24 protein-coding genes are annotated in these 24,130 nt (G+C 62.7%); 17 read left to right on the top strand and 7 right to left on the bottom strand.

Annotated elements, in window-relative coordinates:
- From K0F85_RS28610 to K0F85_RS05315, 9 genes are all read left to right on the top strand, one after another.
- On the top strand, window positions 1-624 hold a 624-nt coding region (locus K0F85_RS28610), incomplete at its 5' end, for an aldo/keto reductase (protein WP_257572538.1).
- Window positions 625-763: 139 nt separating this feature from the next.
- Complete coding sequence (locus K0F85_RS05280) at window positions 764-1,588, top strand: protein-glutamate O-methyltransferase CheR (protein WP_257572539.1); 825 nt, start codon at window positions 764-766, stop codon at window positions 1,586-1,588.
- Window position 1,589: 1 nt separating this feature from the next.
- Window positions 1,590-2,198 (top strand): chemotaxis protein CheB, encoded by a 609-nt coding sequence (locus tag K0F85_RS05285; protein WP_219114859.1) that lies wholly within the window; start codon window positions 1,590-1,592, stop codon window positions 2,196-2,198.
- A 116-nt stretch (window positions 2,199-2,314) separates the two neighbouring features.
- Window positions 2,315-3,439, top strand: a complete 1,125-nt coding sequence (locus tag K0F85_RS05290) for a hybrid sensor histidine kinase/response regulator (RefSeq protein ID WP_219114860.1) — start codon at window positions 2,315-2,317, stop codon at window positions 3,437-3,439.
- Window positions 3,436-6,819, top strand: a complete 3,384-nt coding sequence (locus K0F85_RS05295; RefSeq protein WP_219114861.1) for a PAS domain S-box protein — start codon at window positions 3,436-3,438, stop codon at window positions 6,817-6,819. Before K0F85_RS05290 ends, K0F85_RS05295 begins: the two co-directional genes overlap by 4 nt.
- A gap of 50 nt (window positions 6,820-6,869) precedes the next feature.
- Window positions 6,870-7,268, top strand: coding sequence for an MAPEG family protein (locus tag K0F85_RS05300; RefSeq protein WP_219114862.1), 399 nt, complete (start codon window positions 6,870-6,872; stop codon window positions 7,266-7,268).
- 113 nt (window positions 7,269-7,381) lie between these two features.
- Window positions 7,382-9,064, top strand: coding sequence for an ATP-dependent DNA helicase RecQ (locus K0F85_RS05305; protein ID WP_257572540.1), 1,683 nt, complete (start codon window positions 7,382-7,384; stop codon window positions 9,062-9,064).
- Between the two features lie 298 nt (window positions 9,065-9,362).
- Window positions 9,363-9,734, top strand: coding sequence for a KGG domain-containing protein (locus K0F85_RS05310; RefSeq protein ID WP_219114863.1), 372 nt, complete (start codon window positions 9,363-9,365; stop codon window positions 9,732-9,734).
- Between the two features lie 183 nt (window positions 9,735-9,917).
- The gene (locus K0F85_RS05315; RefSeq protein ID WP_219114864.1) at window positions 9,918-10,184 is read left to right on the top strand and encodes a hypothetical protein; all 267 of its coding nucleotides are present in this window, start codon (window positions 9,918-9,920) and stop codon (window positions 10,182-10,184) included.
- A 100-nt stretch (window positions 10,185-10,284) separates the two neighbouring features.
- On the opposite strand, the gene K0F85_RS05320 is transcribed toward K0F85_RS05315, so the two are convergent.
- Window positions 10,285-10,782, bottom strand: coding sequence for a pyridoxamine 5'-phosphate oxidase family protein (locus K0F85_RS05320; protein ID WP_219114865.1), 498 nt, complete (start codon window positions 10,780-10,782; stop codon window positions 10,285-10,287).
- A 268-nt stretch (window positions 10,783-11,050) separates the two neighbouring features.
- Here K0F85_RS05320 and K0F85_RS05325 point away from each other — a divergent pair, with 268 nt between their 5' ends.
- From K0F85_RS05325 to K0F85_RS05350, 6 genes are all read left to right on the top strand, one after another.
- Window positions 11,051-11,704, top strand: a complete 654-nt coding sequence (locus K0F85_RS05325; protein WP_219114866.1) for a PepSY-associated TM helix domain-containing protein — start codon at window positions 11,051-11,053, stop codon at window positions 11,702-11,704.
- Window positions 11,705-11,736: 32 nt separating this feature from the next.
- The gene (locus K0F85_RS05330; RefSeq protein WP_219114867.1) at window positions 11,737-12,252 is read left to right on the top strand and encodes a DUF2271 domain-containing protein; all 516 of its coding nucleotides are present in this window, start codon (window positions 11,737-11,739) and stop codon (window positions 12,250-12,252) included.
- A gap of 10 nt (window positions 12,253-12,262) precedes the next feature.
- Entirely contained in the window at window positions 12,263-13,087 is an 825-nt protein-coding gene (locus tag K0F85_RS05335) for a DUF4198 domain-containing protein (protein WP_219114868.1), read from the top strand.
- A 26-nt stretch (window positions 13,088-13,113) separates the two neighbouring features.
- Window positions 13,114-14,169, top strand: a complete 1,056-nt coding sequence (locus K0F85_RS05340; protein WP_219114869.1) for an FAD:protein FMN transferase — start codon at window positions 13,114-13,116, stop codon at window positions 14,167-14,169.
- A 12-nt stretch (window positions 14,170-14,181) separates the two neighbouring features.
- Window positions 14,182-15,546, top strand: coding sequence for a sulfite reductase subunit alpha (locus K0F85_RS05345; protein ID WP_219114870.1), 1,365 nt, complete (start codon window positions 14,182-14,184; stop codon window positions 15,544-15,546).
- 69 nt (window positions 15,547-15,615) lie between these two features.
- Window positions 15,616-16,167: a glutathione peroxidase gene (locus K0F85_RS05350; RefSeq protein ID WP_219114871.1), complete on the top strand. Its 552-nt coding sequence runs from the start codon at window positions 15,616-15,618 to the stop codon at window positions 16,165-16,167.
- Between the two features lie 6 nt (window positions 16,168-16,173).
- Here the strand turns inward: K0F85_RS05350 and K0F85_RS05355 are convergent, their stop codons facing one another.
- The 6 genes from K0F85_RS05355 to K0F85_RS05380 all read right to left on the bottom strand — a co-directional run bounded on the left by K0F85_RS05355 (window position 16,174) and on the right by K0F85_RS05380 (window position 20,703).
- Complete coding sequence (locus tag K0F85_RS05355; RefSeq protein ID WP_219114872.1) at window positions 16,174-17,400, bottom strand: DUF2325 domain-containing protein; 1,227 nt, start codon at window positions 17,398-17,400, stop codon at window positions 16,174-16,176.
- Between the two features lie 35 nt (window positions 17,401-17,435).
- Complete coding sequence (locus tag K0F85_RS05360; protein ID WP_219114873.1) at window positions 17,436-17,762, bottom strand: hypothetical protein; 327 nt, start codon at window positions 17,760-17,762, stop codon at window positions 17,436-17,438.
- An 85-nt stretch (window positions 17,763-17,847) separates the two neighbouring features.
- Window positions 17,848-18,045, bottom strand: coding sequence for a hemin uptake protein HemP (hemP, locus tag K0F85_RS05365; RefSeq protein ID WP_102298110.1), 198 nt, complete (start codon window positions 18,043-18,045; stop codon window positions 17,848-17,850).
- Between the two features lie 250 nt (window positions 18,046-18,295).
- A complete protein-coding gene (locus K0F85_RS05370) occupies window positions 18,296-19,102 on the bottom strand; it encodes a Crp/Fnr family transcriptional regulator (RefSeq protein ID WP_219115016.1) in 807 nt (268 codons plus the stop codon).
- A 336-nt stretch (window positions 19,103-19,438) separates the two neighbouring features.
- Window positions 19,439-20,083, bottom strand: coding sequence for a response regulator transcription factor (locus K0F85_RS05375; protein ID WP_219114874.1), 645 nt, complete (start codon window positions 20,081-20,083; stop codon window positions 19,439-19,441).
- 152 nt (window positions 20,084-20,235) lie between these two features.
- Window positions 20,236-20,703, bottom strand: coding sequence for a universal stress protein (locus K0F85_RS05380; protein ID WP_219114875.1), 468 nt, complete (start codon window positions 20,701-20,703; stop codon window positions 20,236-20,238).
- A gap of 467 nt (window positions 20,704-21,170) precedes the next feature.
- Here K0F85_RS05380 and K0F85_RS05385 point away from each other — a divergent pair, with 467 nt between their 5' ends.
- Complete coding sequence (locus tag K0F85_RS05385; protein WP_219114876.1) at window positions 21,171-22,034, top strand: protein phosphatase CheZ; 864 nt, start codon at window positions 21,171-21,173, stop codon at window positions 22,032-22,034.
- Window positions 22,034-23,902 carry a chemotaxis protein CheA gene (locus K0F85_RS05390; protein WP_219114877.1) on the top strand — a complete coding sequence of 623 codons (1,869 nt, stop codon included), beginning with the start codon at window positions 22,034-22,036 and terminating at the stop codon, window positions 23,900-23,902. Before K0F85_RS05385 ends, K0F85_RS05390 begins: the two co-directional genes overlap by 1 nt.
- Window positions 23,903-24,130: the final 228 nt, after the last annotated feature.

Raw genomic sequence — 24,130 nt, forward strand, 5'->3', positions numbered from 1 at the left:
TACCTGCACCGCTTGAACCTCGATACGCCTCTGGAAGAGTCGATGGGGGCGCTGGCGCAACTGCTGCAAGAAGGCAAGATCCGCGCCGTGGGCCTGTGCGAAGTGAGCGCCGCCACCTTGCGGCGCGCGGCGGCGCTCTGCCCCGTGGCCGCCGTGCAGAGCGAATACTCGCTGTGGACACGCGAACCGGAGCAGGGCGTGCTGGCAGCCTGCCGCGACGTGGGTGCCAGTTTCTTTGCCTACAGTCCGCTGGGTCGCGGATTCCTGACGGGCGCCATTGCCGGTGCGGACAGCCTTGAAGCGGGAGATTTCCGCCAGTTCAATCCCCGCTTTGCCGCCGAGAACCTGGCGCGCAACCAGGCCATCGTCGCGCAGGTCAGGGACCTCGCGTACGCAAAAGGCTGCACGCCAGCCCAGCTGGCGCTGGCCTGGCTGCTGGCGCAAGGGGACGATATCATCCCCATTCCCGGCACCAAGCGCATCGCCTACCTGCACGACAACCTCGGCGCGCTGGCCGTGCGGCTGGACGGGGCCGAACTGGCGGCGATGAATGCCGCGTTTCCCTTGGGCATGGCGGCGGGTGCGCGCTATACACAGGAGGGCATGAAGGGCGTGGATGCCTGAAAAAGATGCGCGAGTGTACGCCAGCGTACCTAACTGACACTTTCTCTGCGGGATAATCGCCAGCGATCTGCTAGCATTTGGCAGTGACTGCGCGGTGTGCCTTGCACCGTGTTCAACGGTCAGGTATCCGATGAGGTGGATGTTGTTAGATGACGATATTTTCGATATAGAACTGAAGTTATTGCTTGAGGGAATACTGCTGCGGTATCAGCACGATTTCCGCGATTATTCCGTGGCATCCTTGCGCCGGCGCATGCGCCAGGCCATGGAGCGCTTCGGCTGCGCCAGCCTGTCGCAATTGCAGGACCGTATCTTGCACGAGCCGGCCATGTTCGCGCAGATGTTGCAGTTTTTTACGGTGCAAGTGAGCGAGATGTTCCGTGATCCCGCGTATTTCCGCGCCTTGCGCGAAAAAGTCGTGCCCATCCTGCACACCTATCCCTCCATCAAGATATGGGTGGCCGGCTGCAGCAGCGGCGAAGAGGTGTGGTCGCTGGCCATCTTGCTGGAAGAAGAAGGCTTGCTCGAACGCAGCATGATTTACGCGACCGATATTAACGTCGAAGCGCTGGCCGCCGCCGAAGCGGGCATCTATCCGATCGAGCGCATCGCCCAGTTCAGCGAGAATTACCAGCTGGCGGGCGGCAAGCGCTCCTTGTCCGACTATTACACGGCCGCCTACAAGGGCGCCATCTTTGAGCGCCGCCTGCGGCGCCAGTTCGTCTTCGCCGACCATAGCCTGGCGACGGACAGCGTGTTTTCGGAGGTGCACATGGTTTCCTGCCGTAACGTCATGATTTACTTCAATAAAGACTTGCAAGACCGCAGCCTGGGCCTGTTTCACGAAGCGCTGGTGAACCGGGGTTTCCTGGGATTGGGCATGAAGGAAAGCCTGCATTTCAGCCGCCACTGTGCCAGCTTCAACGAGCTGAGCCCTGCTGAACGCATCTTCCAGCGTGCCTGACATGCTGCCGACCTGCGTGGTGGCGCCACCCCCGGCCGGCCTGCGCCTGATCGCCATCGGCGCCTCGGCCGGCGGCGTGGAGGCGCTGGGCATAGTGCTGCGCGCCTTGCCCGCCAACTGCCGCGCAAGCGTGGTGGTGGTGCTGCACCTGGCGCCGGGCCGCTCGAGCCAGTTGCCGCAGCTGTATGCGCAGCGTTGCCAGCTACCCTTGCGTGAAGCACAGGACAAGGAACCGCTGCAAGCCGGCGTCGTGTATTTCGCGCCACCTGACTACCACCTGCAAGTCGAACCCGATGGCTGTTTTTCCCTGTCGCAGGAAGCGCCCGTGTATTTTTCGCGCCCGTCCATCGATGTCCTGCTGGAAACGGCAGCGTACGCTTACCGCCGCGCGATGCTGGCCATCATCCTGACAGGCGCCTCGGCCGACGGCGCGGCGGGGCTGGCGCGCGTGCGGCAGTTGGGCGGCAGTGCCTGGGTGCAAGACCCGCAGGGCGCCAGTTGTGGCATCATGCCGGCCGCCGCGCTCAAGCGGGCCGGTGCCGACCGCGTGCTCAACTTGCCGCAGATGGCCGCCAGCCTGGCCTTGCTCGGCGATGGCGAACACAACTGAGTACAACTGAGTGAGAGTGCAGCAGTGCGTGTAATATATGTGAGAATTGAAACAATGTTTATATCAATATCGAAACACGATGGCGTCTTGCCGTTGCGATGCCTGAAGATGATTCCGTGACCGCCCCTATCCATATCCTCGTCGTTGACGACATCGCGCAAAACCTGGTCGCCGCCGAAGCCGTGCTGGCACGGCCCGGTATCGTCATCCTCAAGGCAAGCTCTGGCGCCCAGGCACTGGAATTGCTGTTGACGCATGAAGTGGCACTGGCCCTGATCGACGTGCAAATGCCGCAGATGGACGGTTTTGAATTGGCCGAGCTGATACGCGGCAGCGAGCGCACGCGCAGCATTCCCCTGATTTTCCTCACGGCCGCGTCGCGCGAACCGAGCTACAGTTTCCGCGGCTACGAAGCGGGCGCCGTCGACTTCCTGTACAAGCCTATCGACGTGAAAGCCTTGCAAAGCAAGGTGGCGGTGCTGGTCCAGTTGTTCCAGCAGAAACGCGAATTGTCGGCCCAGCTTGACGAACTCAAGCATGCGCTGCACCTCAATGAACTGTTCACTGCCGTGCTGGGCCACGACTTGCGCACGCCCTTGTCGGTGGTGATGAATGGCGCCATGCTGTTACCGATGATGAGCGAGCACCCGAAGGTGATCGTCACGGCGCAGCGCATCGAAAGCAGCGCCAAGCGCATGGCGCGCATGGTCGACCAGTTGCTTGACTTGGCGCGCATCCGTTCCGGCACGATGGAGTTGCGCAGCAGTACGCACGATTACCTGGCGCTGGCGCGCGCCATCGTCGAGGAATGCGAGACGGCCGGCCAGGCCGCGCATGTCGAGCTCAGCAGCGTCGGCGAGCTGCACGGGCAATGCGATGCGGGCTTGCTGTCGCAAGTCATCTCGAATCTGCTATGCAATGCCCTCACGCATGGCGAGGCGGGCACGCCGGTGCAGCTGGTCGTCGACGGACGCGACGCCGACAGCATTGAATTGCGCATCGCCAATCGTGGCGTCATCCCCGCCGCCGTGTTGCCGACCTTGTTCGAGCCGTTCCGGCAGGCCGGCGAGAAGCGCAGGATGGGGCAGGGCCTGGGGCTGGGCCTGTACACGGTGAATATGTTCGTCAAGGCCCATGGCGGCACGGTCGAGCTCAGTTCGACGGCCGCGCATGGCACGCTGGCGACCGTGCGTATCCCGCGCCAATGCCAGGTGCGCGTGCAAGCGGAGATGGCGACATGAGCGCGCCAGCCTGGCCGCGCGGCGGCGGCAGCATGGGCGAGCTGGTGCGCCAGCGCGACTGGTCCGCCACCAGCCTGGGCGCCCTCGATGGCTGGCCTGCCCATTTGCGCACCAGCGTCGACATCGTGCTCAATTCGCCGATGGCGATGGTGCTGATGTGGGGGCCGCAGCACGTGATGATTTACAACGACGACTACATTCCGATCGCCGGGGCGCGCCATCCGGCGGCGCTGGGCGGTACGGTGCCGGCCGTCTGGCCCGAAATATGGGACTGGAATGCGCGCATCCTCGAAGCGGGATTGCGCGGCGAGACGCAGGTGCACCGCGAGTGCAACCTGCCGCTGTTGCGCGACGGACAGCGCGCGGATGTCTGTTTTGACTTGTTTTACACGCCCGTGCGTGGCGCTGACGGCCAGGTGGACGGCGTGCTGTGCACGGCGCTCGAATTGACAGCGCGCATGGAAGAGGGGCGCCAGCTGAAGCTGGCCACGGCCGAGCTGGGCGAACTGAACACTACCTTGCAGGCCGAAAGCGAGGCCCTGCGCGCGGCCAACCGCCGCCTGGGCGAGGAGCGCGCGCTGCTGCGGGCCCTGTTCCAGCAGGCACCGAGCTTCATGGCCCTGCTGCGCGGGCCGCAGCACGTGTTTGAATTGGCGAATGAGCATTATCTGCGCCTGGTGGGCCACCGCGATTTACTGGGCAAGACAGTCGAAGTGGCCTTGCCCGAAGTCAAGGCGCAGGGTTTCATCGAACTGCTCGACCAGGTCTACCGCACGGGCGAACCTTTCGAGGGGCGCCAGATGACCGTCGATTTGCAGACGGCGGACGGGCGGACGGGCCAGCGCCAGATCGACTTCGTCTACCAGCCTATCAAGGATGACGATGGCGTGGTCACGGGTATACTCGTCGAGGGCGTCGATGTCACCGAACGCATGGAAGGCGAGGAGCGGCTGCGCCTGGCCCAGCAGGCGGGTGGCATCGGCACCTTCGAATGGTTCCCCGAGACGGGCGCGATGCTGGTGTCGCCCACCTTCCGCCACCTGTGGGGCATTGCCGACGAGGAAGAGGTCACGCAGCAGTTGCTGGTCAGCCTGGTCGATGAACGGGACTTGACGAAGGTGGGGCCCAGCAAGCTTGATCTGGCGCAAAATCCTCTCGAATATGTGGAATACCGCATCCGCCGGCCTGCCGATGGCGCGCTGCGCTGGATCGCGCGCCAGGGCGAGGTGGTGGCCGGCCGCGTACCTGGCCAGCGCCGCTACGTGGGCGTGTCGTTCGACGTGACGGAGCGGCGCCAGATCAAGGATGAACTCAACGCCAGCCAGGAGCGCATGGCGGCCATTTTCGGCCAGGCTGCCGTGGGCTTGTCCGAGCTGGGCCTCGATGGCCGTTTCCAGCGCGTCAACGGCGCCCTGTGCGGCATGCTTGGCCGCTCGGCCGAAGAGCTGCTGAGCCTAAACATGAATGACATCATGCACCCGGCGGACGTGCCTGGCAACAGCGTGCTGTTCCATCGCCTGGTGGAAACGGGCGAGTCGTTTTCGCTGGAAAAGCGCTACCTGAAGCCCGATGGCTCGCAAGTGTGGGTGTCGAGCAATGTCACTCGCCTGGTCGATGAAAAGGGGCATACGCGTTCCCTGATCGCCGTCAAGACGGACATCACGGCTCGGCGCCGCGTGGAAAAGGCGCTGCATGAATTGAACGAAACGCTAGAACACCGGGTCGAACAGGAAGTGAGCGAGCGCACCAAGGCCGAAGACGCCTTGCGCCAGGCGCAAAAGATGGAAGCCGTGGGCCAGCTGACGGGCGGCATTGCGCACGACTTCAATAACGTGCTGCAAATCATCTCCGGCAATCTGCATTTGCTGCAGCACCTGACGGGCACGGATGGCTTGATGCGCCAGCGCCTGGACACGGCGATTGCCGCCGTCGAACGGGGTGCCAAACTGTCGTCGCACCTGCTGGCGTTTGCGCGGCGCCAACCGTTGAAACCCGTGGTGGCCGACCTGGCGCGCGTGGTGCGCAACATGGATGCGCTGCTGCGGCGCGCCCTGGGCGAAGCGATCGACATCGTGCTGGTGGGCGGCGGCGGGCTGTGGAATACCCTGGTTGACCGCAGCCAGATCGAGAACGTCATCCTCAACCTGGCCATCAATGCGCGCGACGCCATGGATGGCGTGGGCAAGCTGACCATCGAGCTGGGCAATGTCGTGCTCGACGAGCAGTATGTGCATAAGTTGGTCGACGTGCCGGCGGGCCAGTACGTGATGCTGTCGGTGACCGATACGGGGCGTGGCATGAGCGGCCCCGTGCTGCAGCGCGCCTTCGAGCCGTTCTTTACCACCAAGCCGGAAGGCGCGGGCACGGGCCTGGGCTTGTCGATGGCGTATGGCTTTGTCACGCAAAGCCGTGGCCATATCCGCATTTACAGTGAACCTGGCGTGGGCACGGGAGTCAAAATCTATTTACCCCGTTCCCTGATGGCCGAAGCGGACGATGAACTGGAATTGAGCGGCGTCGTCACGGGCGGCACGGAAACGGTGCTGGTGGTGGAAGACGACGTGGGCGTGCGCACCACCGTGGTCGACATGCTCGGCGCGCTCGGTTACACGGTGCTCAAGGCCGAAGATGGCGAAAGCGCGCTGGCCGTGCTGCACAGCGGCGCGCAGATCGACTTGCTGTTTACGGACGTGATCATGCCCGGTCCCGTCAGCAGCACGGAGATGGCGCGCCAGGCGCGCGAGTTGCAGCCCGATATAGCCGTCTTGTTTACGTCGGGCTATGCGCAGGATGTCATCGTGCACGAGGGCAGGCTCGACGCGGGGGTGGAATTGCTCAGCAAGCCGTATCGGCGCGAGGAGCTGGCACGCAAGCTGCGCCATGTGCTGGCCAACCGCCAGCAGCAAATGCGTGCGCGCCAGTTTGAACGGTCCGGCGCGCCGGTGGCCGGCAGCACGGCGGCCAGCGTGCAGGGCGGCGGCACGCCGGGGCTGGACTTGACGGGCCATGCTTTGCTACCGCAAGGGGACATGCCGACATCCATGAAGATACTCGTGGTGGAAGACAATCTCGATTCGCAGCTGATGGTGTGCGAACTGGTGGGCATGCTGGGCCATACGGTTAGCGGCGTGTCCGATGGCGAGGCGGCGTGGGAATTGCTCAACGAGCAAGACTTCGATCTCTTGTTTACGGACGTCAGTCTGCCCGGCATGTCTGGCATCGCGCTGGCGCGCATGGTGCTGCGAGAGAAACCGGACATGCGCATTATCTTTTCCACCGGTTATGGCAAGGAATCGATGGATGAACTGGGCTTCTCCGCCAGCGTCTTGCGCAAGCCCTATGATTTGATGGAGTTACAAGCCGCACTAGACCAACCCTGACGGGCAAGCGCCGGCACGGCTTGCCTGTCTCACCCTGAAGAGGCGAATGAATGACTCCTGAATTGACGATGCTGGCCTGTACTTTGGTGCTGGCGCTGCTGCAAATTCTGCTGCCAGCGCTGTTTCGCACGCGCGAGACAGGCACGGCCTATAACGTGAGTGCGCGCGACGGTGAAGGCCCGCCCGTGGGCAAGATCACGGGCCGCTTGCAGCGGGCTCAGGCGAACCTGTTCGAAACCCTGCCACTGTTCGCCGCTGCCGTGCTGATCGCCCACGTGACGGCGCAGGAAAGCGCGCTGACCCTGTATGGCGCCGCCCTGTATCTGGCCGCGCGCGTGCTCTACCTGCCCCTGTACGCGTTTGGCGTACCCGTCGTGCGCACGCTCGTCTGGTGCGTGTCGATTGCCGGCTTGCTCATGCTGTACTGGGCCATCCTGTTTGCTTCCTGAATTCCTACGCCAGCTGTGGCGCCCGTCCTATGGCGGAGCGTCAGGCCCGACCGTAAAGTAGCTGCATCGAGGCGCATGGGCGCCGGCAGCGCAGTGTTACTTTTGGGACGGCAATGATGAGCAGTGCAGCGAAGCAATCCGGCAAGTCCGGCAAGCCTATCCAGCGCCTGCTGCGCACGGTCTTTGGCGTGGCGCGGTTGCGCATGGGCCAGCAGGAAGTCATCGACAGCGTGCTGTCCGGGCGCGACACCCTGGCCATCATGCCCACCGGCAGCGGCAAGTCGCTGTGTTACCAGCTGCCCGCCGCCCTGTTCGCGGGCGCGACCCTGGTGGTGTCGCCGCTGATCTCGCTGATGCAGGACCAGCTGGAAAAGCTGCACGAACTGGGCATCACGGCCGTGCAGCTCAACAGCAGCCTGTCGCGCGCGGAAGAGGAGGAGGCCGTCGCCCGCATCAGCCAGGGAGGCAGGCTCATCATCTTTTGTACGCCGGAACGCCTTGCCAGCGCCGCCTTCCTGTCGCTGCTGGCCAGCGCGCCGCCCAGCCTGGTCGTTATCGATGAAGCCCATTGCATTTCCCACTGGGGCCACGACTTCCGTCCTGCCTACCTGGAAATAGCGGCCGCCCTGCGCGCGCTGGGCCGTCCGCCCGTGCTGGCGCTGACGGCCACGGCCACCGAGGAAGTGATTGCCGATATCGCCACGCAGCTCGAAGCGCGCAAACTGCAGGTCATCAATACCGGCATCTACCGGGCCAATTTGCGCTACCGTGTGATCCAGGTCACGAATGCCGGAGAAAAACAGGATACCGTCTTGCGCCTGCTGCGCGAGACATCCGGCGTGGGCATCGTGTATGCGGCCACCGTCAAGGCCGTCGAGGACCTGGCGGCGCGGCTGGCAGAATTGGGCGAGAGCGTCACGTGTTACCACGGCAAGCTGGCGGCGCGTGAACGCAAGCACAAGCAGGAATTGTTCATGAACGGCGAACGCCGCATCATGGTCGCCACCAATGCCTTCGGCATGGGCATCGACAAGCCCGACACGCGCTTCGTGATCCACTTGCAGGTGCCGGCCAACCTGGAAGCGTACTACCAGGAATCGGGCCGGGCGGGGCGCGACGGCTTGCCCGCCGATTGCACCTTGCTGTATTTTCAGCAAGACAAGCGGGTGCAGCAATTCTTTCTGGCGAAGCACTATCCCACGGCCGACGATTTGGCTGCCATCGTCGTTGCGGCACAAGGCTTGCCAGCCAAGTTTGCGTTCGCTGCGCTGGCGTCCAGCCTGCCCGAATTTTCCGAAGGTCACTTGAAGGTAGGTGTGAAACTGTTGAAAGACGGCAAGCTGCTGCGCCAGAACCGCCGGCTGGGCTACAGCCTGAAAGCGCCCTTGGCCAGCTCGCCCTCTTATGTGCAACTGGCGCAAATCTATGTCGACAAGCAGGAGCGCGACAAACAGGCGCTCGAGCAGATGGTGGCCTATGCGCAAAGTGGCCTGTGCCGCTGGAAGTTGCTGCTCGATTATTTTGGCGATGCCGGTGATTTCGAACGCTGTTGCACTTGCGACAATTGCCAGTCGCCGCCCGCGCTGGCCGCGCCCATCTCCCTGGACGAGTTGCCGCCCGCATCCGCCCAAGCACAAACCCCAGCCCCAGCGTCCCGGATCGCCGTCGGCAGCCGCGTGCGCGTGCCCCGATTCCAGATCGGCACCGTGCTGTCGGTGGCCGGCGAGCAGGTCACCATAGCCTTTCCGGAAGACACCACGCGTACCTTCATGGCGGAATTTGTCGTCCCCGCGTGAGCCGCAGCAGGCAGGCAATTTGTCGTTCTGCCATCATCCGGGCAGCTCCGCACCCGGCCAGGTGCCGGCGGACGCGGCGCGTTCCCCGTTTCCGCCTAACTGCTGAGTATTTGGTACTTTTGGTGTGAAACTAAAAGTAACTGCGCCACCGTAGGCGGGACTCATCCTACATGCGCTCTTGCCATCCTCCTATTTCTTGTATCCCATGCGCGCACTAAGATGACTGTTCCCCTGCCATGCGAGGGGGAGGGATTGCATGGTTTGCATTGTTTCGATTTTATTGATCAAGGAGATCATCATGGCCACATCGAGCGACAATAAACAGCAAGGTAGTAAAACCAGTGGCGCCAGCAGTGGTGCCGGCAGCGGTAACAAGCAAAGCGATACCCGAAAGCGCGGCTTCGCTTCCATGGACCCTGCCCAGCAGCGCGAAATCGCCAGCGAAGGCGGACGCGCCGCGCATGAAAAGGGTACGGCCCATGAATTCACGTCGGAAGAGGCGCGCCGTGCAGGCAGCCAAAGCCACAAGAATGATGGCAACCGTCAAAGTGCCGCTGGCGCCAGTGGTTCGCGTGACAATGCCAGCACCAAGCAGGAGAGCAACCGCGATAGTGGCAACAAGCAAAGCGGCGGTTCGGGTTCCAGCTCCGGTTCGCGCAACAAGCCGTAGCGGGCAGTAGCAAGTGATCATGGCCAGCGGCAGGCAGGCACGTCGCTGGTTCAGACCACCTTATTTGGGCTATCGCAAAATTTTGATGCAATGCAGCAGGCATGGACTATGATGAAATAGCTGCGCTGGTCACGGCCAACGCGCAGTCAACGCACTCAAATCGCACTCACGAGCAGGGAGAAGATGATGGGCAACTCCACCACGCCGCAGAGCGGCAATCGCCAGGGCGGCACGGCATCCACGGCAGGTAGCAAGCAAAGTACGGCCAATTCGGCCGAGAACTTTGTGCTGGTCGATAGCGAGCAGGGTCTCGATATCGGCGATGATCTGTTTTCCATCGGCGAAGTGCGTCGGGCCGACCGCTTGCCCCATCACCAGTCCGGCTCTGCCGGGCAGAGCCGGCAGAGTGCCGACGATGCGCCAGACACCACAGGCAGTACGGGCGTCTGAACTTTCCTTCCTGTCTGATGATCGCCGCAGTAGCAGCCGCAAGGCGTGTGCGCGCACGCCGGCTGCTTGCCGGCGCACTCCTGGGTAATTTGCGACTCTGCTACAGGTCGACTCGCCCGTGTTCGCCCAGATCCTTGGGCGCGTCCCCCGTGATGGCGGCCTTGGCCATTGCATAGAATTGCATCATCTTGCTGGCGCTGCTATCCCAATACTCGGCTGACTGGATCGTCACTTTGATCAGCGACAGCTTCGGATCGTCGAGTCCGCCCGGGAACCAGGCTTTCATCAGCGGATTCCACAATTGCTCCGCCTTGGCGCGGTCCTTCAGTAATTGCGCGTGGCCGCAAACGGACACATACAGGCTGTCGCCCGTATCAGCAAAACTGACGTTGACTTGCGGATTGTTCAGCAAGTCGCGCGTGTAGGCCGCCTCGTCCGAGACAAAGAACCAGATCTGCCCATCGCTATCGACCTGCTGCTGTGTCAACGGCCGGCTGGTGAGGGTGCGCATGTCGTCGCTCGTGGTCAGCATGCCGAATTTGATGTCCTTGATCCTGGCCGCGATGTCGGCCAGTTGTTCGCTGGAATACGCTTGCATGGGGTGCTCCCTTGTTGGTTGTCCTGAACAACAGCATAGGCGCAGCTCGCCTGCGGCTCTGTACGGCAGCTTACGTAGCGGCCGGCCTTGTGCATGTTTCAAAGCTGTTACAAAACGCCCGCCAGACGGGGTGCCCCATGTATTGACTTAATAAATGATAATCATTATCATTTGTTTGCATTGATGGGCATGAACTTTGATTGAAGGATGGGAATGAAGCACACTGACTTGTTGCGCCACCGGGCCCGCTCCTTGCCGGGAGTCCTTGATGGCTAAGGTGGGCACCGCAGACCAGGCCAGGAACAATGCCAGCCGCGCCGTCTGGCTGAAGAACTTGCATCAATGGCACTGGATCAGCTCGGCGCTTTGCCTGCTGGGCATGTTTTTGTTTGCCATCACCGGCATCACCCTGAACCACGCCAGCCAGATCGAAGCCAAGCCGTCAATCACGCGGCAAAAGGCACAACTGCCGGCCCCTTTGCTCACAGAACTGGCCGCGTATGCCGCCGGACATGATGGCGCCAACGCGCCCATGCCAGCCGCCGCCGAGACCTGGCTCAGGCAGAAATGGTCGCTCAATGCGGGCGGGCGTCCCGCCGAATGGAGCGTCGACGAAGTGTATTTGCCACTGCCCAAGGCGGGCGGCGACGCCTGGGTGCGTATCGGCCTGGAAGACGGCGCCGCCGAATACGAGTTGACGGACCGGGGCTGGGTATCCTGGCTCAACGATGTGCACAAGGGCCGCAACACGGGCGTGGCCTGGAACTGGTTCATCGATATTTTTGCTGGCGCCTGCATCGTGTTTTGCCTGACGGGTTTATTGATTTTGAAGTTCCACGCGGCCAACCGGCCGTTCACCTGGCCGATGGTTGGCCTCGGTATCTTGATACCGTGCGCGATCGCCTTGCTGTTTATCCACTGATCGTTTTTATTTTTCCTTTTTACAGGCACACCATGAAATTACGCTACTCCCTGGCGCTTGGCCTTCCCCTGATCGGCACCTCGGCAATGGCGGCCGACCTGGCCCTCAAGCTTGAAATTCCGCAACTGAACGTGGCGGAATACCACCGTCCCTACGTGGCGGCGTGGCTGGAAACGGCCGATCAAAAGGTCGTCGGCAACCTGACGGTGTTGTATGACGTGAAAAAGAAGGACAAGGCAGGCGAGAAGTGGCTGAAGGATATGCGTCAATGGTGGCGCAAGAGCGGCCGCGACCTGACCATGCCCGTTGACGGCGTCAGTGGCGCCACGCGTGCGCCTGGCGAACATACCCTGACTTTCCCCGGCGCCAAGGCCTTGCTCGACAAGCTGCCGGCCGGCGAATACCAGGTAGTGGTGGAAGCGGCGCGCGAAGCGGGCGGACGCGAACTGGTGCGCGTGCCGTTCCAGTGGCCGCTGAAATCGGCCCAGTCCGTGTCTGCCAAAGGCAAGGAAGAACTCGGTAACGTCGTCGTCCAACTCAAACCATAAGGCGCACATCATGTTCAAGCAACTCAATAAGCCTTTGATCGCGCTGGCCCTGGCCGGCCTGGCCATGAATGCCCACGCCCACCGCGGCTGGATGGTGCCATCGAGCACGATGGTGGAAAGCAAGGACGCCTGGGTGACGGTGGACGCGGCCGTCTCCGATGGCCTGTTCGAGATCGACCACCAGCCGCTGCGCCTGGACGCGCTGCAAGTGATCGGTCCGGATGGCGCGAAAGTCACGCCGGCGAACACGGTCACGGGCCGTCTGCGCAGCGTCTTCGACGTCAAGATGGAAAAACCGGGCACCTACAAGGCGGCCATCGTGTCGCAAAACGTGATGGGCAGCTACAAGCTCAATGGCGAGCAGAAGCGTTTTCGCGGCAACGAGGAAACCTTCAAGAAGGACGTGCCGGCCGATGCACAAGAGCTGAAAATCACGCGCACGGCAGCGCGACTGGAAACCTTCTTCAGCAATGGCGAAACCAGCATGGAAGTGTTCAAGCCGACAGGCGTGGGCCTGGAATTCGTGCCGGTGACGCATCCGAACGACTTGCGTGCTGGCGAGAAAGCCACGTGGCGTTTCTTGATCGACGGCAAGCCGGCAGCGAACCAGGCGTTCAGCCTGGTGCCAGGCGGCGTGCGCTACCGTGGCGTGCTCGGTGAAATTCGCCAGAGCACCGATGCCAAGGGCGAAATTACATTCACCATCCCGGCGGCCGGCATGTATTACCTGAGCAGCACCTGGCCAGCGGCCGCACCGGCCGTGCCCGGCCAGCCGCCGGTCATGCCGGAGCGCCGCATGACGTACGCTGCCACCGTGGAAGTACTGCCGCAGTAAGCGGCGGCATTTTCGCCAGAGCACCGATGCGCCGGGTCCTGCTGCCGCAGCATATTTCCGATCAGCTCGCGCCGTCCGGCGCCGCGATCCGGGATCTGCGCGGCCTGACGATGGGTAGCAGCTGGTCGGTGCGCTTGCTCGAGTCCGCCATGCCGGGACGCGCGGGCAGCGCCGACTTGCAGCAGGGCTTGCAGCAGCAACTGGACCTGGTCGTGGCGCAGATGAGCCACTGGGACGACGAGTCTGACCTGGGCCGCTACAACCGGGCCGAGCCCGGCAGCTGGCACAGTCTGCCTGCCGCCTTTTGCGAGGTGCTGGGTTTTGCCATGCACGTATCGCAAGCGTCCGGCGGCGCGTACGACCCGTGCGCCGGCGCCCTCGTCAATCTGTGGGGCTTCGGCCCCCGCCACCGTTACGATGAGCCGGGCTTCCTGCCGCCGAAAGACGATACCGTGGCCTTGCTGCTGGCGCAGCGCCAGCGCCGCCGCCTGGAACTGGACTTGCCGGCCCGCCGCATGCGCCAGCCGGGTGGCTTGCAGCTCGATTTGTCTGCCGTGGCCAAGGGCTATGGCGTGGACCGCCTGGCCCGCTACCTGGATAGCCAGGGCATCCATCATTACCTGGTCGAAGTGGGCGGCGAGCTGCGCGGCGCTGGCAGCAAGCCCGACGGCCAGCCGTGGTGGGTGCTGCTGGAACAGGTCGATGGCGCCGATAATGCCGATAATGCCGATAATGCCGATAATGCACAGCATCCGCCGGAAATGCTGCTGGCGCTGCACGGCCTGTCCGTGGCGACCTCTGGCGACTATCGGCGCTTCTTCCAGGACGGCACAGTTCGTTTTTCACACACCATTGATCCGCGCAGCGGCATGCCGATCGCCAATCAACTCGCTTCCGTCACCGTCGTGCATGAGCAATGCATGGCGGCCGATGCCTGGTCGACGGCCCTGACCGTACTGGGCTTGGATGCCGGCATGGCGCTGGCCGAAGAGCAGGGCCTGGCCGCGCGCTTTCTGCAGCGTGACGGCGATGGCTACCACGAAACGCTGAGCAGCCACATGCTGGCCATGCTCGACGAATGAACGATTAACGCCATGATTTTTACGCACGATACGACGCGGCTGGCCTTGCTGGCCGTCCTGTCCCTCAGTTATGCCGGCGTATGCATGGCGCCCTGGCTGCGCGCGCGCGCCAGGCGCCGCGCGTCCGACGCCGCCAGGGCGGCGCTGGCCGACAGCCCCGCCTGGCTGGTGGCGTATGCGAGCCAGACGGGCAATGCAGAGGAACTGGCCACGCAAACGGCGCGCAGCCTGCAACTGGCCGGCATTCCTGTGCGCCTGTGCGCGCTGGCCGAACTCACGGCCAATGATCTGCAACAAGCCGAACGGGCCTTGTTGTTGGTCAGCACCTATGGCGAAGGCGATGCACCCGACAACGCGGCTGCTTTCATGGGGCGCCTGATGACGGGCGGGCTGGCGCTGCCACAATTGCATTACGCCGTGCTGGCCCTGGGCGACCGCAGCTATGGTCAGTTTTGTGGCTTCGGCCGCGCGCTGGATGCCTGGCTGGCCGCGCAGGGCGCTTCGCGTCTGTTTGAGCGCATCGAAGTCGACCGTAGCGCCAGCGCCGCCATCGAGCAATGGTTCCAGCACTTGAGCCATTTGGCCGGTACCAGCGACGCGCCCGACTGGAGCGCGCCCGCTTTTGGCGACTGGCGCCTGACGCACCGGCAGTTGCTCAATCCGGGCAGCGCCGGCGGCGCCATCTATCACGTGGAACTGGCGCCCGTGGCGGGTACCTTGCCGGATTGGCAGTCGGGCGACCTGGTGCAGGTGGCCGCACCGCTTGACCCTGCGCAGCCGCGCGAATATTCGATCGCCTCGATCCCGCACGACGGTGGCGTGCACTTGCTGGTGCGCCAGCAGATGCATCCCGATGGCAGTCTGGGACTGGCCTCTGGCTGGCTGACGGCGCAGGCGGCCGTGGGCGAGGTGGTGCAGCTGCGCTTGCGCCAGCACCGGCGATTCCGCCTGGAAGACAATGCCCGGCGTCCTTTGATTCTGATCGGCAACGGCAGCGGCATCGCCGGCCTGCGCGGCCACCTGAAGAGCCGCGTGCTGGCAGGGCAGCGGCGCAACTGGCTGATCTTTGGCGAGCGCAATGCGGCCCACGATTTCCTTTATCGCGAAGAAATTGAACAGTGGCACGCCAGCGGCGACTTGCCTCGCCTGGACCTGGCATTTTCGCGCGACCAGGCTGAGCGGATGTACGTGCAGGACCGCCTGCGCGGCAATGCCGACGAAGTCAGGCTGTGGCTGGAGCAGGGTGCGGCCATCTACATCTGCGGCAGCCTGGCCGGCATGGCGGGCGGGGTCGACCAGGCCCTGCAAGACATGCTGGGCCGTTCCGCGCTCGACGCGCTGGCGGCTGCAGGGCGCTACCGGCGCGACGTCTACTGAGTTTTTCCCATCGCCAGCGCCCTTGCGCGCGGGCGGCTATCATGATAGGTTCAGCCGAGGAGAGACAGCATGAGCGACAGCATTTACGACATTCCCCTGCGCCGCATCAATGGCGAGCCCAGTAGCCTGGACGCCTATCGCGGCAAGGTCGTGCTGGTGGTCAATGTCGCCTCCGCCTGCGGCTTGACTCCGCAGTACGAGGGTCTGGAAAAACTCTACGCCGACAAGCAGGCCGAGGGCCTGGTGGTGGCCGGCTTTCCCGCGAATGAATTCGGTGCGCAGGAGCCGGGCAGCAATGCCGAGATCGCGGACTTTTGCCGCGGTACTTTCGGCGTGCAGTTTCCCCTGTTTGAAAAAATCGTCGTCAAGGGCCCGGGCCAGCATCCGCTGTACCAGCGCCTGGTGCAAGCGCAGCCGCGTGCGCAGGAAAAGCCTGGCAGCGATTTCCGCGCCAAGCTGGCCGGCTACGGCATCACGCAGGAGCAGCCTTCCGACGTGCTGTGGAATTTCGAGAAGTTTTTGATCAGCAAGGAGGGCAAGGTGGTGGGGCGGTTCGCGCCCGATACCACGGTCGATGATGCCATCCTGCGCGAGGCCATCGCGCGCGAGTTGCAGGCCTAGGCGGTCTTACTGGGAGGCGTCCAGCGCGGCCGGTTCCATATCGCCGCTCACTTCCTGCAAGCCGCGCGCCAGGCTGGAGATGCTGGGGTTGTCGATGAAGACGCAGCGCTTGCCCGTGCGCTTGCAGTAATCCTTGACGCGCCAATAGGCGCTGTGGCTGATGCAGCCCGTCTGGCAAATGACCAGGTCGGCCGCCGCCAGGCTCGAATCGAGCAGGTTGGCATTGTCTTCCAGGCCGCCGTCGTGGTGGGCGAACTGTGCGCCGACCCGCTCGATCAGGGCGCGGTAGGTGGCGACATTGCCGCTGCGTCCTCCCACGCACAGCACGCTTTGATCGACCAGGCGGATCGGCATTTTCAGCTTGCCGCCGGTCGGTACTTCCAGCTTGGGCGCCGGTGGCGGTGCGACGGCGGTTGGGCGCGGCTGGGCCTGTTTCAATTCTGCGATTTGCTGGCGCAATTCTTTTTCGCGCTCATCCATTTGCGCCAGGCGCTCGACCAGGCGCGTGCGCGAGTCCAGCGCCGGGATGGCCGCCTGCAATTGCGCCAGTTCCGCGCGCAAGCCGTCGATCACGCTATTTTTGCCGATGGCCTCGGCACGCGCGCGCAGCAGCACGGCTTCCTGGCGTTCCAGTTCCCCCGTTTTTTCCATCAATGCAGCCTGGCTGCGCTGTTGCAGCTTGGTCAGTTCGTGCGCCAGGCGCGCATTTTCTTCCTGCAAGGCTGTAAATTTCCCCATGTCGGCGCGCACGCAGGCGCCGGCCTGGTGCTGGATCATGTGCAAGTCGCGGCACATTTGCTCTTCCAGTTCGGCGTCGCAGCGCGGGTGCGTCAGGCCGGCCCAGAAGGCGCCCGACACGTCGCCGTTGGCGACGGCCGTGCGCCACAGTTGCGCTACCTGCTCGGTGCTCTTGGCGCCGCGAAAGCGCAGGATCACGGGGGCGTAGCGGCGTTCGAGTTCCTTTTGCAGCGCTTCGGACAGGCGGTTGCGCGCACCGCATTCCGTCACGGCGCCCACGTGCACTTCGTAGTCGTCGGCCAGCACGCGCCCGCCCGTCATCTTGCCCACCAGCTTGCGCAGGTATCCCAGTGGCAAACCGACGCCGACCAGGGGGCAATGGCAGGTATGCGACAGTTCCCACAGGCGCCGGCGGCGCGAAGCGAGCGCGGCCGTTTCGGCCTCGCCGCTGGAACAGTTGCTGATGACGGGCAGGGACTGGTCTTTGTCACACATGGCGATATCCTGTTGGGGGCGGTGTTGAAGAGAAATTATTGCGGCAGGGGTGAGGCAGGGCGCTTGGCGCTCAGCATGCCTGACAGGCGCTCAAACACGGTAGTCCTGGGCGGCGCGGGCCGGTGCAGCGCTACCAGGGCGGCCCATTGCTGCGACAGTTGCTGGCAGGTCGCCTGCAGCACGGGGCCCAGGCCGGGCGAGTTCGATAGCACTTGCAGATGGCGTTCGATGACACCCGCCAGTTTCTCGCAGGGACTGCCAGCATGGTAGTGCGACATCAGGTGCAGCACGGCTGACAGCAGCAATTCTGGCTGTTGGCCTTGCGGGGAAGGAAACATCGGGGAAGGTCGGTCGTTCGCCATCAAACACTCCTGAGCCGTGGTTTGGCTGGCTGCGCGCACGGAGCGCGACTGGCTGGCGAGTGTGGTGTCTGGCTGCCGTGCTGCTTCAGGCAGTCAGGATCAGCTTGTTCAATTGGGTGACGCGCAGGCGATAGATCTTGCCGCTGTGCTCAATCTCCACTTCGCGTCCCTGCTGCAGCAGCGCTTCGCTGGTGATGCGGCGCGCCGGCTGGGCCATGCTGACGGGAGGGCGGACGTGGGCGCTGGCGGCATCCTGGATCAAGGCTGGTTTTGAGCTTTGCATGTTGGGCTTTCTTTGTCTCAGTTGAGAATGATTCGTATTTGCATTATTGTTGAAGGTGGCCCGAAAAGCAAGACTTATTTGTGCGCAATCGGCGCTTTTTTACGCTGGGATGGCAACGCGGAAGAGCTTGCTGCGCAAATGCGGCCACTGGCGCGGCGTGTAAGGGGACGGCAGCAAAAAAGACCCGGCAAGGCGGTGTGCGCCTTGGCCGGGTCAAGCCTGTGCCAAGCTTGAAGAAATCGGGATGGCGTTATAGGGTGGCCAGCAATTGCGCCGAGGCGTTGGCGGCCGCAGTGGTATCTGCCTTGAGCTTGGCGGCGGCCAGCTGCTTGGCGCGCGAGCGCGAGGGCGGCAGGCGGCGCAGGGTTTTCAGGGCGTCCGCATCCTTGATGCCGATGGTGCGCTGGTCGACCGTGATCAGACCGATTTCATTGAAGGCGGACAGGGTGCGGCTGACCGTTTCCAGGGTCAGGCCCAGGTAGCTGCCGATTTCATGGCGTGTCATGCGCAGGTTGAACAGCTTGCTCGAGTAACCCATCTGCGCGAAGCGGTCGGCCAGCGAGACGAGGAAGCGCGCCACGCGGGCTTCGGCGCTGAGGGCGCCCAGCATGCCGATCATGGCTTGCTCGCGCACCAGTTCGCGGCTCATCACGCCATACATGACATTTTCCAGTTCCAGGTGGACTCTGCCCAGCGCCGTGAGTTTCTTGAATGGCAGCAGGATCAGGTCGCAGTCGGACAGGGCCACCGCTTCCGAAGAATAGTGGCGCGAGTGGATGCCATCGACGCCCAGCATGTCGCCTTTCATGGGAAAGCTGAGCACCTGCTCATTGCCGAATTCGTCGATGAGTACGGTTTTCAGGAAGCCCGAATTGACGATGTACAGGGTGTCGAAGGCTTGGCCGATGGTGTGCACGCGCTGGCCCGTCTTGAATTGCACGTGCTGGAACAGCAATTCGTCGGCGGCAATGGTGCAGGCGCTGGAGATATGCAGCAGATCGCACACCTCTTTCAGGTTCGACCATAGCCGCCCCTGGCGCTGGCGCCCCGCTTCCATCGGAGAGGAGGGGGCCAGCGCTGGTGAGGCTGCGCGGGTTTCAGGCGTTTGCGTGGACAGCATGTTCATCTCCTGGTGACAGGTAGTTCAGAGTTGACAGACGGGGTGCACAGGGCGCGGGCACGTAAGAATCGGCACGCGTCCCGGCAAGCAATGCTCAATTCGCTGAAGACTTGCTGTGTGATGAAATAACTTCCCAGCAACTTGATGACTGGTTTCAGTATGCCAACAATCGTGTGCAATTAATATCAGCAGTGGCTGAATATGGGAGTAGGAGCTGTGGTAGGCGAAGTAGGATTGTTCCTACAGCTGGCGTGCGGGCGCGCGTCGCTGGAATCAGGTCTTGAAGGGGGATAGCAGGCGGTGCGCTACGGCATACTGGACCATTTCCGACAGCGAACTCATGCCCATCTTTTGCATGATGCGCGTCTTGTGCGTACTCACGGTTTTCACGCTCAGGTGCAAATTGTTGGCAATTTCCGTGATCGACTTGCCTGCCACGAGCAGGGAAAAGACTTCGAATTCGCGGTCCGACAACTGTTTGTGCAGCAAGCTTTCATTCGGCATCATGATGTTGAGCACGAGCTGCTCTGCCACCTCGGCACTGATGTAGGGACGTCCCGACGCCACCTTGTGGATGGCGCCCACGAGCTGGGTGCCCGCGCTTTCCTTGGTCAGATAGCCTTGCGCGCCGGCGCGGATGGCGCGCACCGCATATTGCTCTTCCTCGTGCATGGTGAGGATCAGGATGGACAGCTTGGGCGCCTCGCTGCGGATTTGCCGGATCAGGTCGACGCCGCTGCGGCCCGGCATAGACAGGTCGAGCAGCAGCAGGTCGAAGCCGCCCTGGCGCACGCGGTTGAGTACTTCAAAGCCGTCGATGGCTTCCCCCACGATGTCGATATCCGGCGCGCCGTCAAGGATGCGCTTCAATCCTTCACGCATGATGGTGTGGTCGTCGGCAATCACAATACGTATCATAGGCGGGCAATCTGGCGGCGTGTAATCTGCGGTGTCCGTCACCGGACACTCAAATGTTAAAAAACGAGAAACGTTGCCATATTAACTGAAGCGGCCGCAAAGTGGCTTTTTTTGGCGTGCCGGCCACGGCGGCCCCGTGGCCATGCGAGCCCTTATTTCGATGGGGGTTCCTTGATCAGCCTATGCACGAGCACGGGCAATGTCGAGTGCGAGAGTACCTTGTTGGTCACGCTGCCCAGCAGCAACTGTCCCCAGCCGCTGCGGCCATGCGAGCCCATGAAAATCAGGTCGCATTGCTGTAATTGCGCCACCTCCACGATTTTCAGGGCCGGGCTGTCGGAAAAGGCCGTCAGGCCCGTCGCTTGCAAGCCTCGCTTGGCCGCCGCGTCGAGGATGGGTTGCCAGTGGTCGGCGCCCGCCTTGCGCATGGCGATGCGGTATTCCTCTTCGCTGGGATAGCTTGGTGGAATGATTTCGATATACACCGGGTACTGGTACTCGGGTGCCACGTACACGGCAAGGATGTCGGCGTGCATCTGTTCGGCAAAGGCAACGCCGGCGCAGGCCGTCAGGTTGGAGACGGTGGAGCCGTCCGTGGCGATCAGAATTTTCTTATACATGGCAGGTCCTTTGGCGGTGACTCAGCGCGCCTAACGCCTCATATTGTAGACGTGGCGGCAGTATTGTATTCATGTAAAGACTTGATAATTATCAATACTATTGCACCTTCAGTATAGACAACATTGGCAGAAAGATCGTGTTTTAGTTGCAACGATATCCGTGGAGCGCTGTTGCACAGGCGCCCGCGAGCAGTATTTCTTGTGCGTTGCGTCGTCTTGCACCCACGCCAATGGTAGTATTTCAAAATACAACGGCAGGAACACTTATTTCCTGGGGGAAAAGCTCTTGTGGGCCTGCTTTGCACCAGGAAGCGCGTTTTGAGATTTACCAACAGGGCGGCGCCCTGCTACACTCGCACCATCGCAGCGGTATTGCCTCAAATCATCTTAATCGAGAAATTGTGGGTATCAGTCTGTAAAACGCACAGTTCAGGCGGAATTTTGACAAATTATGGAGAAGCAGGGATATGACCAACGCCGCTGATGATTTCGATGCATTATTCGATGAAGTATCTGCGCAAAGTGCGGCCGCTCCCAAGCCCGCACCTGCAGCAGAGCCCGCAGCCGTGATCGCGGATGACGATTTTGACGCGCTGTTCGACTCCGTGTCGGCTAGCGCCGCCGTGCCGGCCGCTGTTGCGCCGCCAGTGGCCGACGCGCCAGCCGCGCCGGAAGCGTTACCGACGGCAAGCGCAGGCGCGCCGGGTGAGGCGGCCGATCCGGTCGACCAGTCCGACAAGCCGATGTTCGAGCGCCTGGGCGGCATCGTGCGCCTGCTGCATGATTCGCTGCGCGAACTGGGCTACGACAAGGCGCTGACGGAAGCGTCGTCGCAGATCGTCGATGCCCAGGACCGCCTGGAATATGTCGCCACCTTGACGGAGCAGGCCGCCAACAAGGTCTTGAACACGCTCGACGAAGGCATGCCGGCGCAAGATGTGTTGTCGAAGAAAGCCAAGGACATGGACAGCCGCTGGACGGCCCTGTTCGACGGCAAGCTGAGCCTGGAAGAATTCAAGGCCCTGGCCGGCGACTCGCGCCAGTTCGCGCAAGCCGTTGCCGAGGCAACGGAAGCGGAAAAAGCGCGCTTGCTGGAAATCATGATGGCGCAGGACTTCCAGGACATCACGGGTCAGCTGATCAAGAAAGTGGTCAATATCACCAAGACGGTGGAGCATGAGCTGGCGCAGCTGCTGCGCGACAACGCGCCGGCTGAAGTGCGCGAGAAACTGGCGCAAAAACCGGTGCCGCTGATGCAGGGCCCGTCCGTGCCGTCGGTGGCGCTGGACCAGGATAATGTAGACGACCTTCTTGCGGATTTGGGATTCTAATGGACGATATGCTCAAGGATTTCGTCGTTGAGGCGATGGATCTTGCGGTTAATGTTGAAGAGCACTTATTGCGCCTCGAGCGTGATCCTGACAACAAGGAAACACTGAATGCCGTGTTTCGTTCCTTCCACACCATCAAGGGTGGCGCCGGCTTCATGGGCCTGCCTGCGCTGGTGGCGGCCTGCCATCTGACGGAAAACCTGTTCGATGCCTTGCGCACGGGCGCCGCGCCCGTGACCCCGATCGCCATCGAGGCGGCGCTGCAAGCGTCCGGATTCGTGGCCGACCAGCTGACGGAACTGGCCAATGGCGCCGCGCCGGAAAGCTTGCCGGCCATGCCGGAGGAGCTGGAACACATCCTGACGAACGCCATCGAAGGCAAGGGCATGGACGCGCCTGCGCCAGCCGCCGCCGTGGTGGTTGCCGAAGTCGTTGTGGCGGCGCCAGCCGCTGCCGTTTCCACTTCCAGTGCCGATGGCCTGGATTGGGAAGCCATGTATAACGCCGTCGTGCCGGCCGGCAGCCAGCTCGCTGCTGCTCCGGTGGTCGCCGCTGCCCCTGCCGCCGTGGCCGCAGCGCCTGCCGCTGCCGCTACTGCCGCTACTGCCGCCAAACCGGCCGCCAAGGCATGGGATGGCGCCGAACGGCGCGAAGAGCGTCCGGAAGTGCGTCATGCCGCGCCCGTCAAGGAAGACAGCATCCGCGTCGACGCCGTCAAGCTCGACGCGCTGCTGGAAGTGGCCGGCGAATCCGTGCAGGCCGCCAACCAGGCTGCCGTGCTGCTCGAGCGCTTGCTGCAATTCAAATTCGAAGGCCAGGCCGCCACCTTGATGGCGACCCTGGCGGAAACCCTGGAACGCGCTTCGCGCTACTCGACGGAACTGCAGCGGGCTACTCTGGCCACGCGCATGCAGCCCGTGGGTCGTTTGTTCCAGAAATTCCCGCGCCTGGTGCGCGAACTGGCGAAAGACCTGGGCAAGGATGTCGAGCTGACCATCGAAGGCGCGGAGACGGAAGTCGACCGCGTCGTGGTCGACAGTCTGTACGATCCGCTCGTGCACATGCTGCGCAACTCGCTCGACCATGGCGTCGAATCGCCGGAAGCGCGCCTGGCAGCCGGCAAGCCCGCCAAATCGTTTATTTCGCTGAAAGCCTGGCAGGAAGCCAACAGTGTCATGATCGTGCTGCAAGATGACGGCAAGGGCATGGACCCGGCCTTCCTGCGCAGCAAGGCCCAGCAAAAGGGCTTGATCAGCGAAAACGCGCAGTTGAGCAACGACGAATGCTTCCAGCTGGTGTTCCTACCGGGCTTCTCGACCAAGGAAGTGGCCTCCAGCGTCTCCGGGCGCGGCGTGGGCATGGACGTGGTGAAAACGGCCGTGGAGAAAAACCGCGGCGCCATCCACATCGAATCCATGCTGGGCAAGGGCACCAAGTTCGCCATCCGCCTGCCGATCGAACTGTCCATCGTGCCGACCATGCTGGTATCGACCTCGGGCGCCGCGCTGGCGCTGCCGATGGCGGTGGTGCAGCGCGTCGTCGAATTGCCGGAAACCTTCATGGAAGTGGGCGGCGCGCCCGTGCTGAAAGACCAGGGCCGTCCATTGCCCGTGCGTTCGCTGGCCGGCGCCCTGGGCTACGAATCGTGCAGCGAGCGCGTGGGCATTGTTGTCGCTGCGCCACAGCCGTACATTCTCGCCGTGGAAGCCGTCGATGGCACGGCCGACCTGGTGATCAAGCCGATGACGGCCATCACCGTGGAAGGCATTACCGGTACCGCCCGCTCGGCCGAAGGCGAGCTGGTGCTAGTTGTGGGCCTATCTTTCCTGATGGATGGTTGCAGGGGAAGCGTGCGCATGGCTGCCTAGAAACACCGGCACCCACACCAAGCCCGCTGCAGACCTTGCGCAGCGGGCTTTTTTTTCGGCTTTTTTCGATTTTTATTCGCCCCGCCGGCATTTTGGCGGATTTTCGTATCAGCAATTTTTTATCCATATCCGCAAGGTGGGCCGAATTTTGTATCGCCCATCCCACGCTGGGGCGGCTTTTGCTTCTGCATTGCACAATATATGGCATAATCATTGCCGATCCCTTCG

The sequence above is a fragment of the Janthinobacterium sp. UMAB-56 genome, assembly GCF_900095265.1.
In the GTDB taxonomy this organism is placed as follows: domain Bacteria; phylum Pseudomonadota; class Gammaproteobacteria; order Burkholderiales; family Burkholderiaceae_D; genus Janthinobacterium.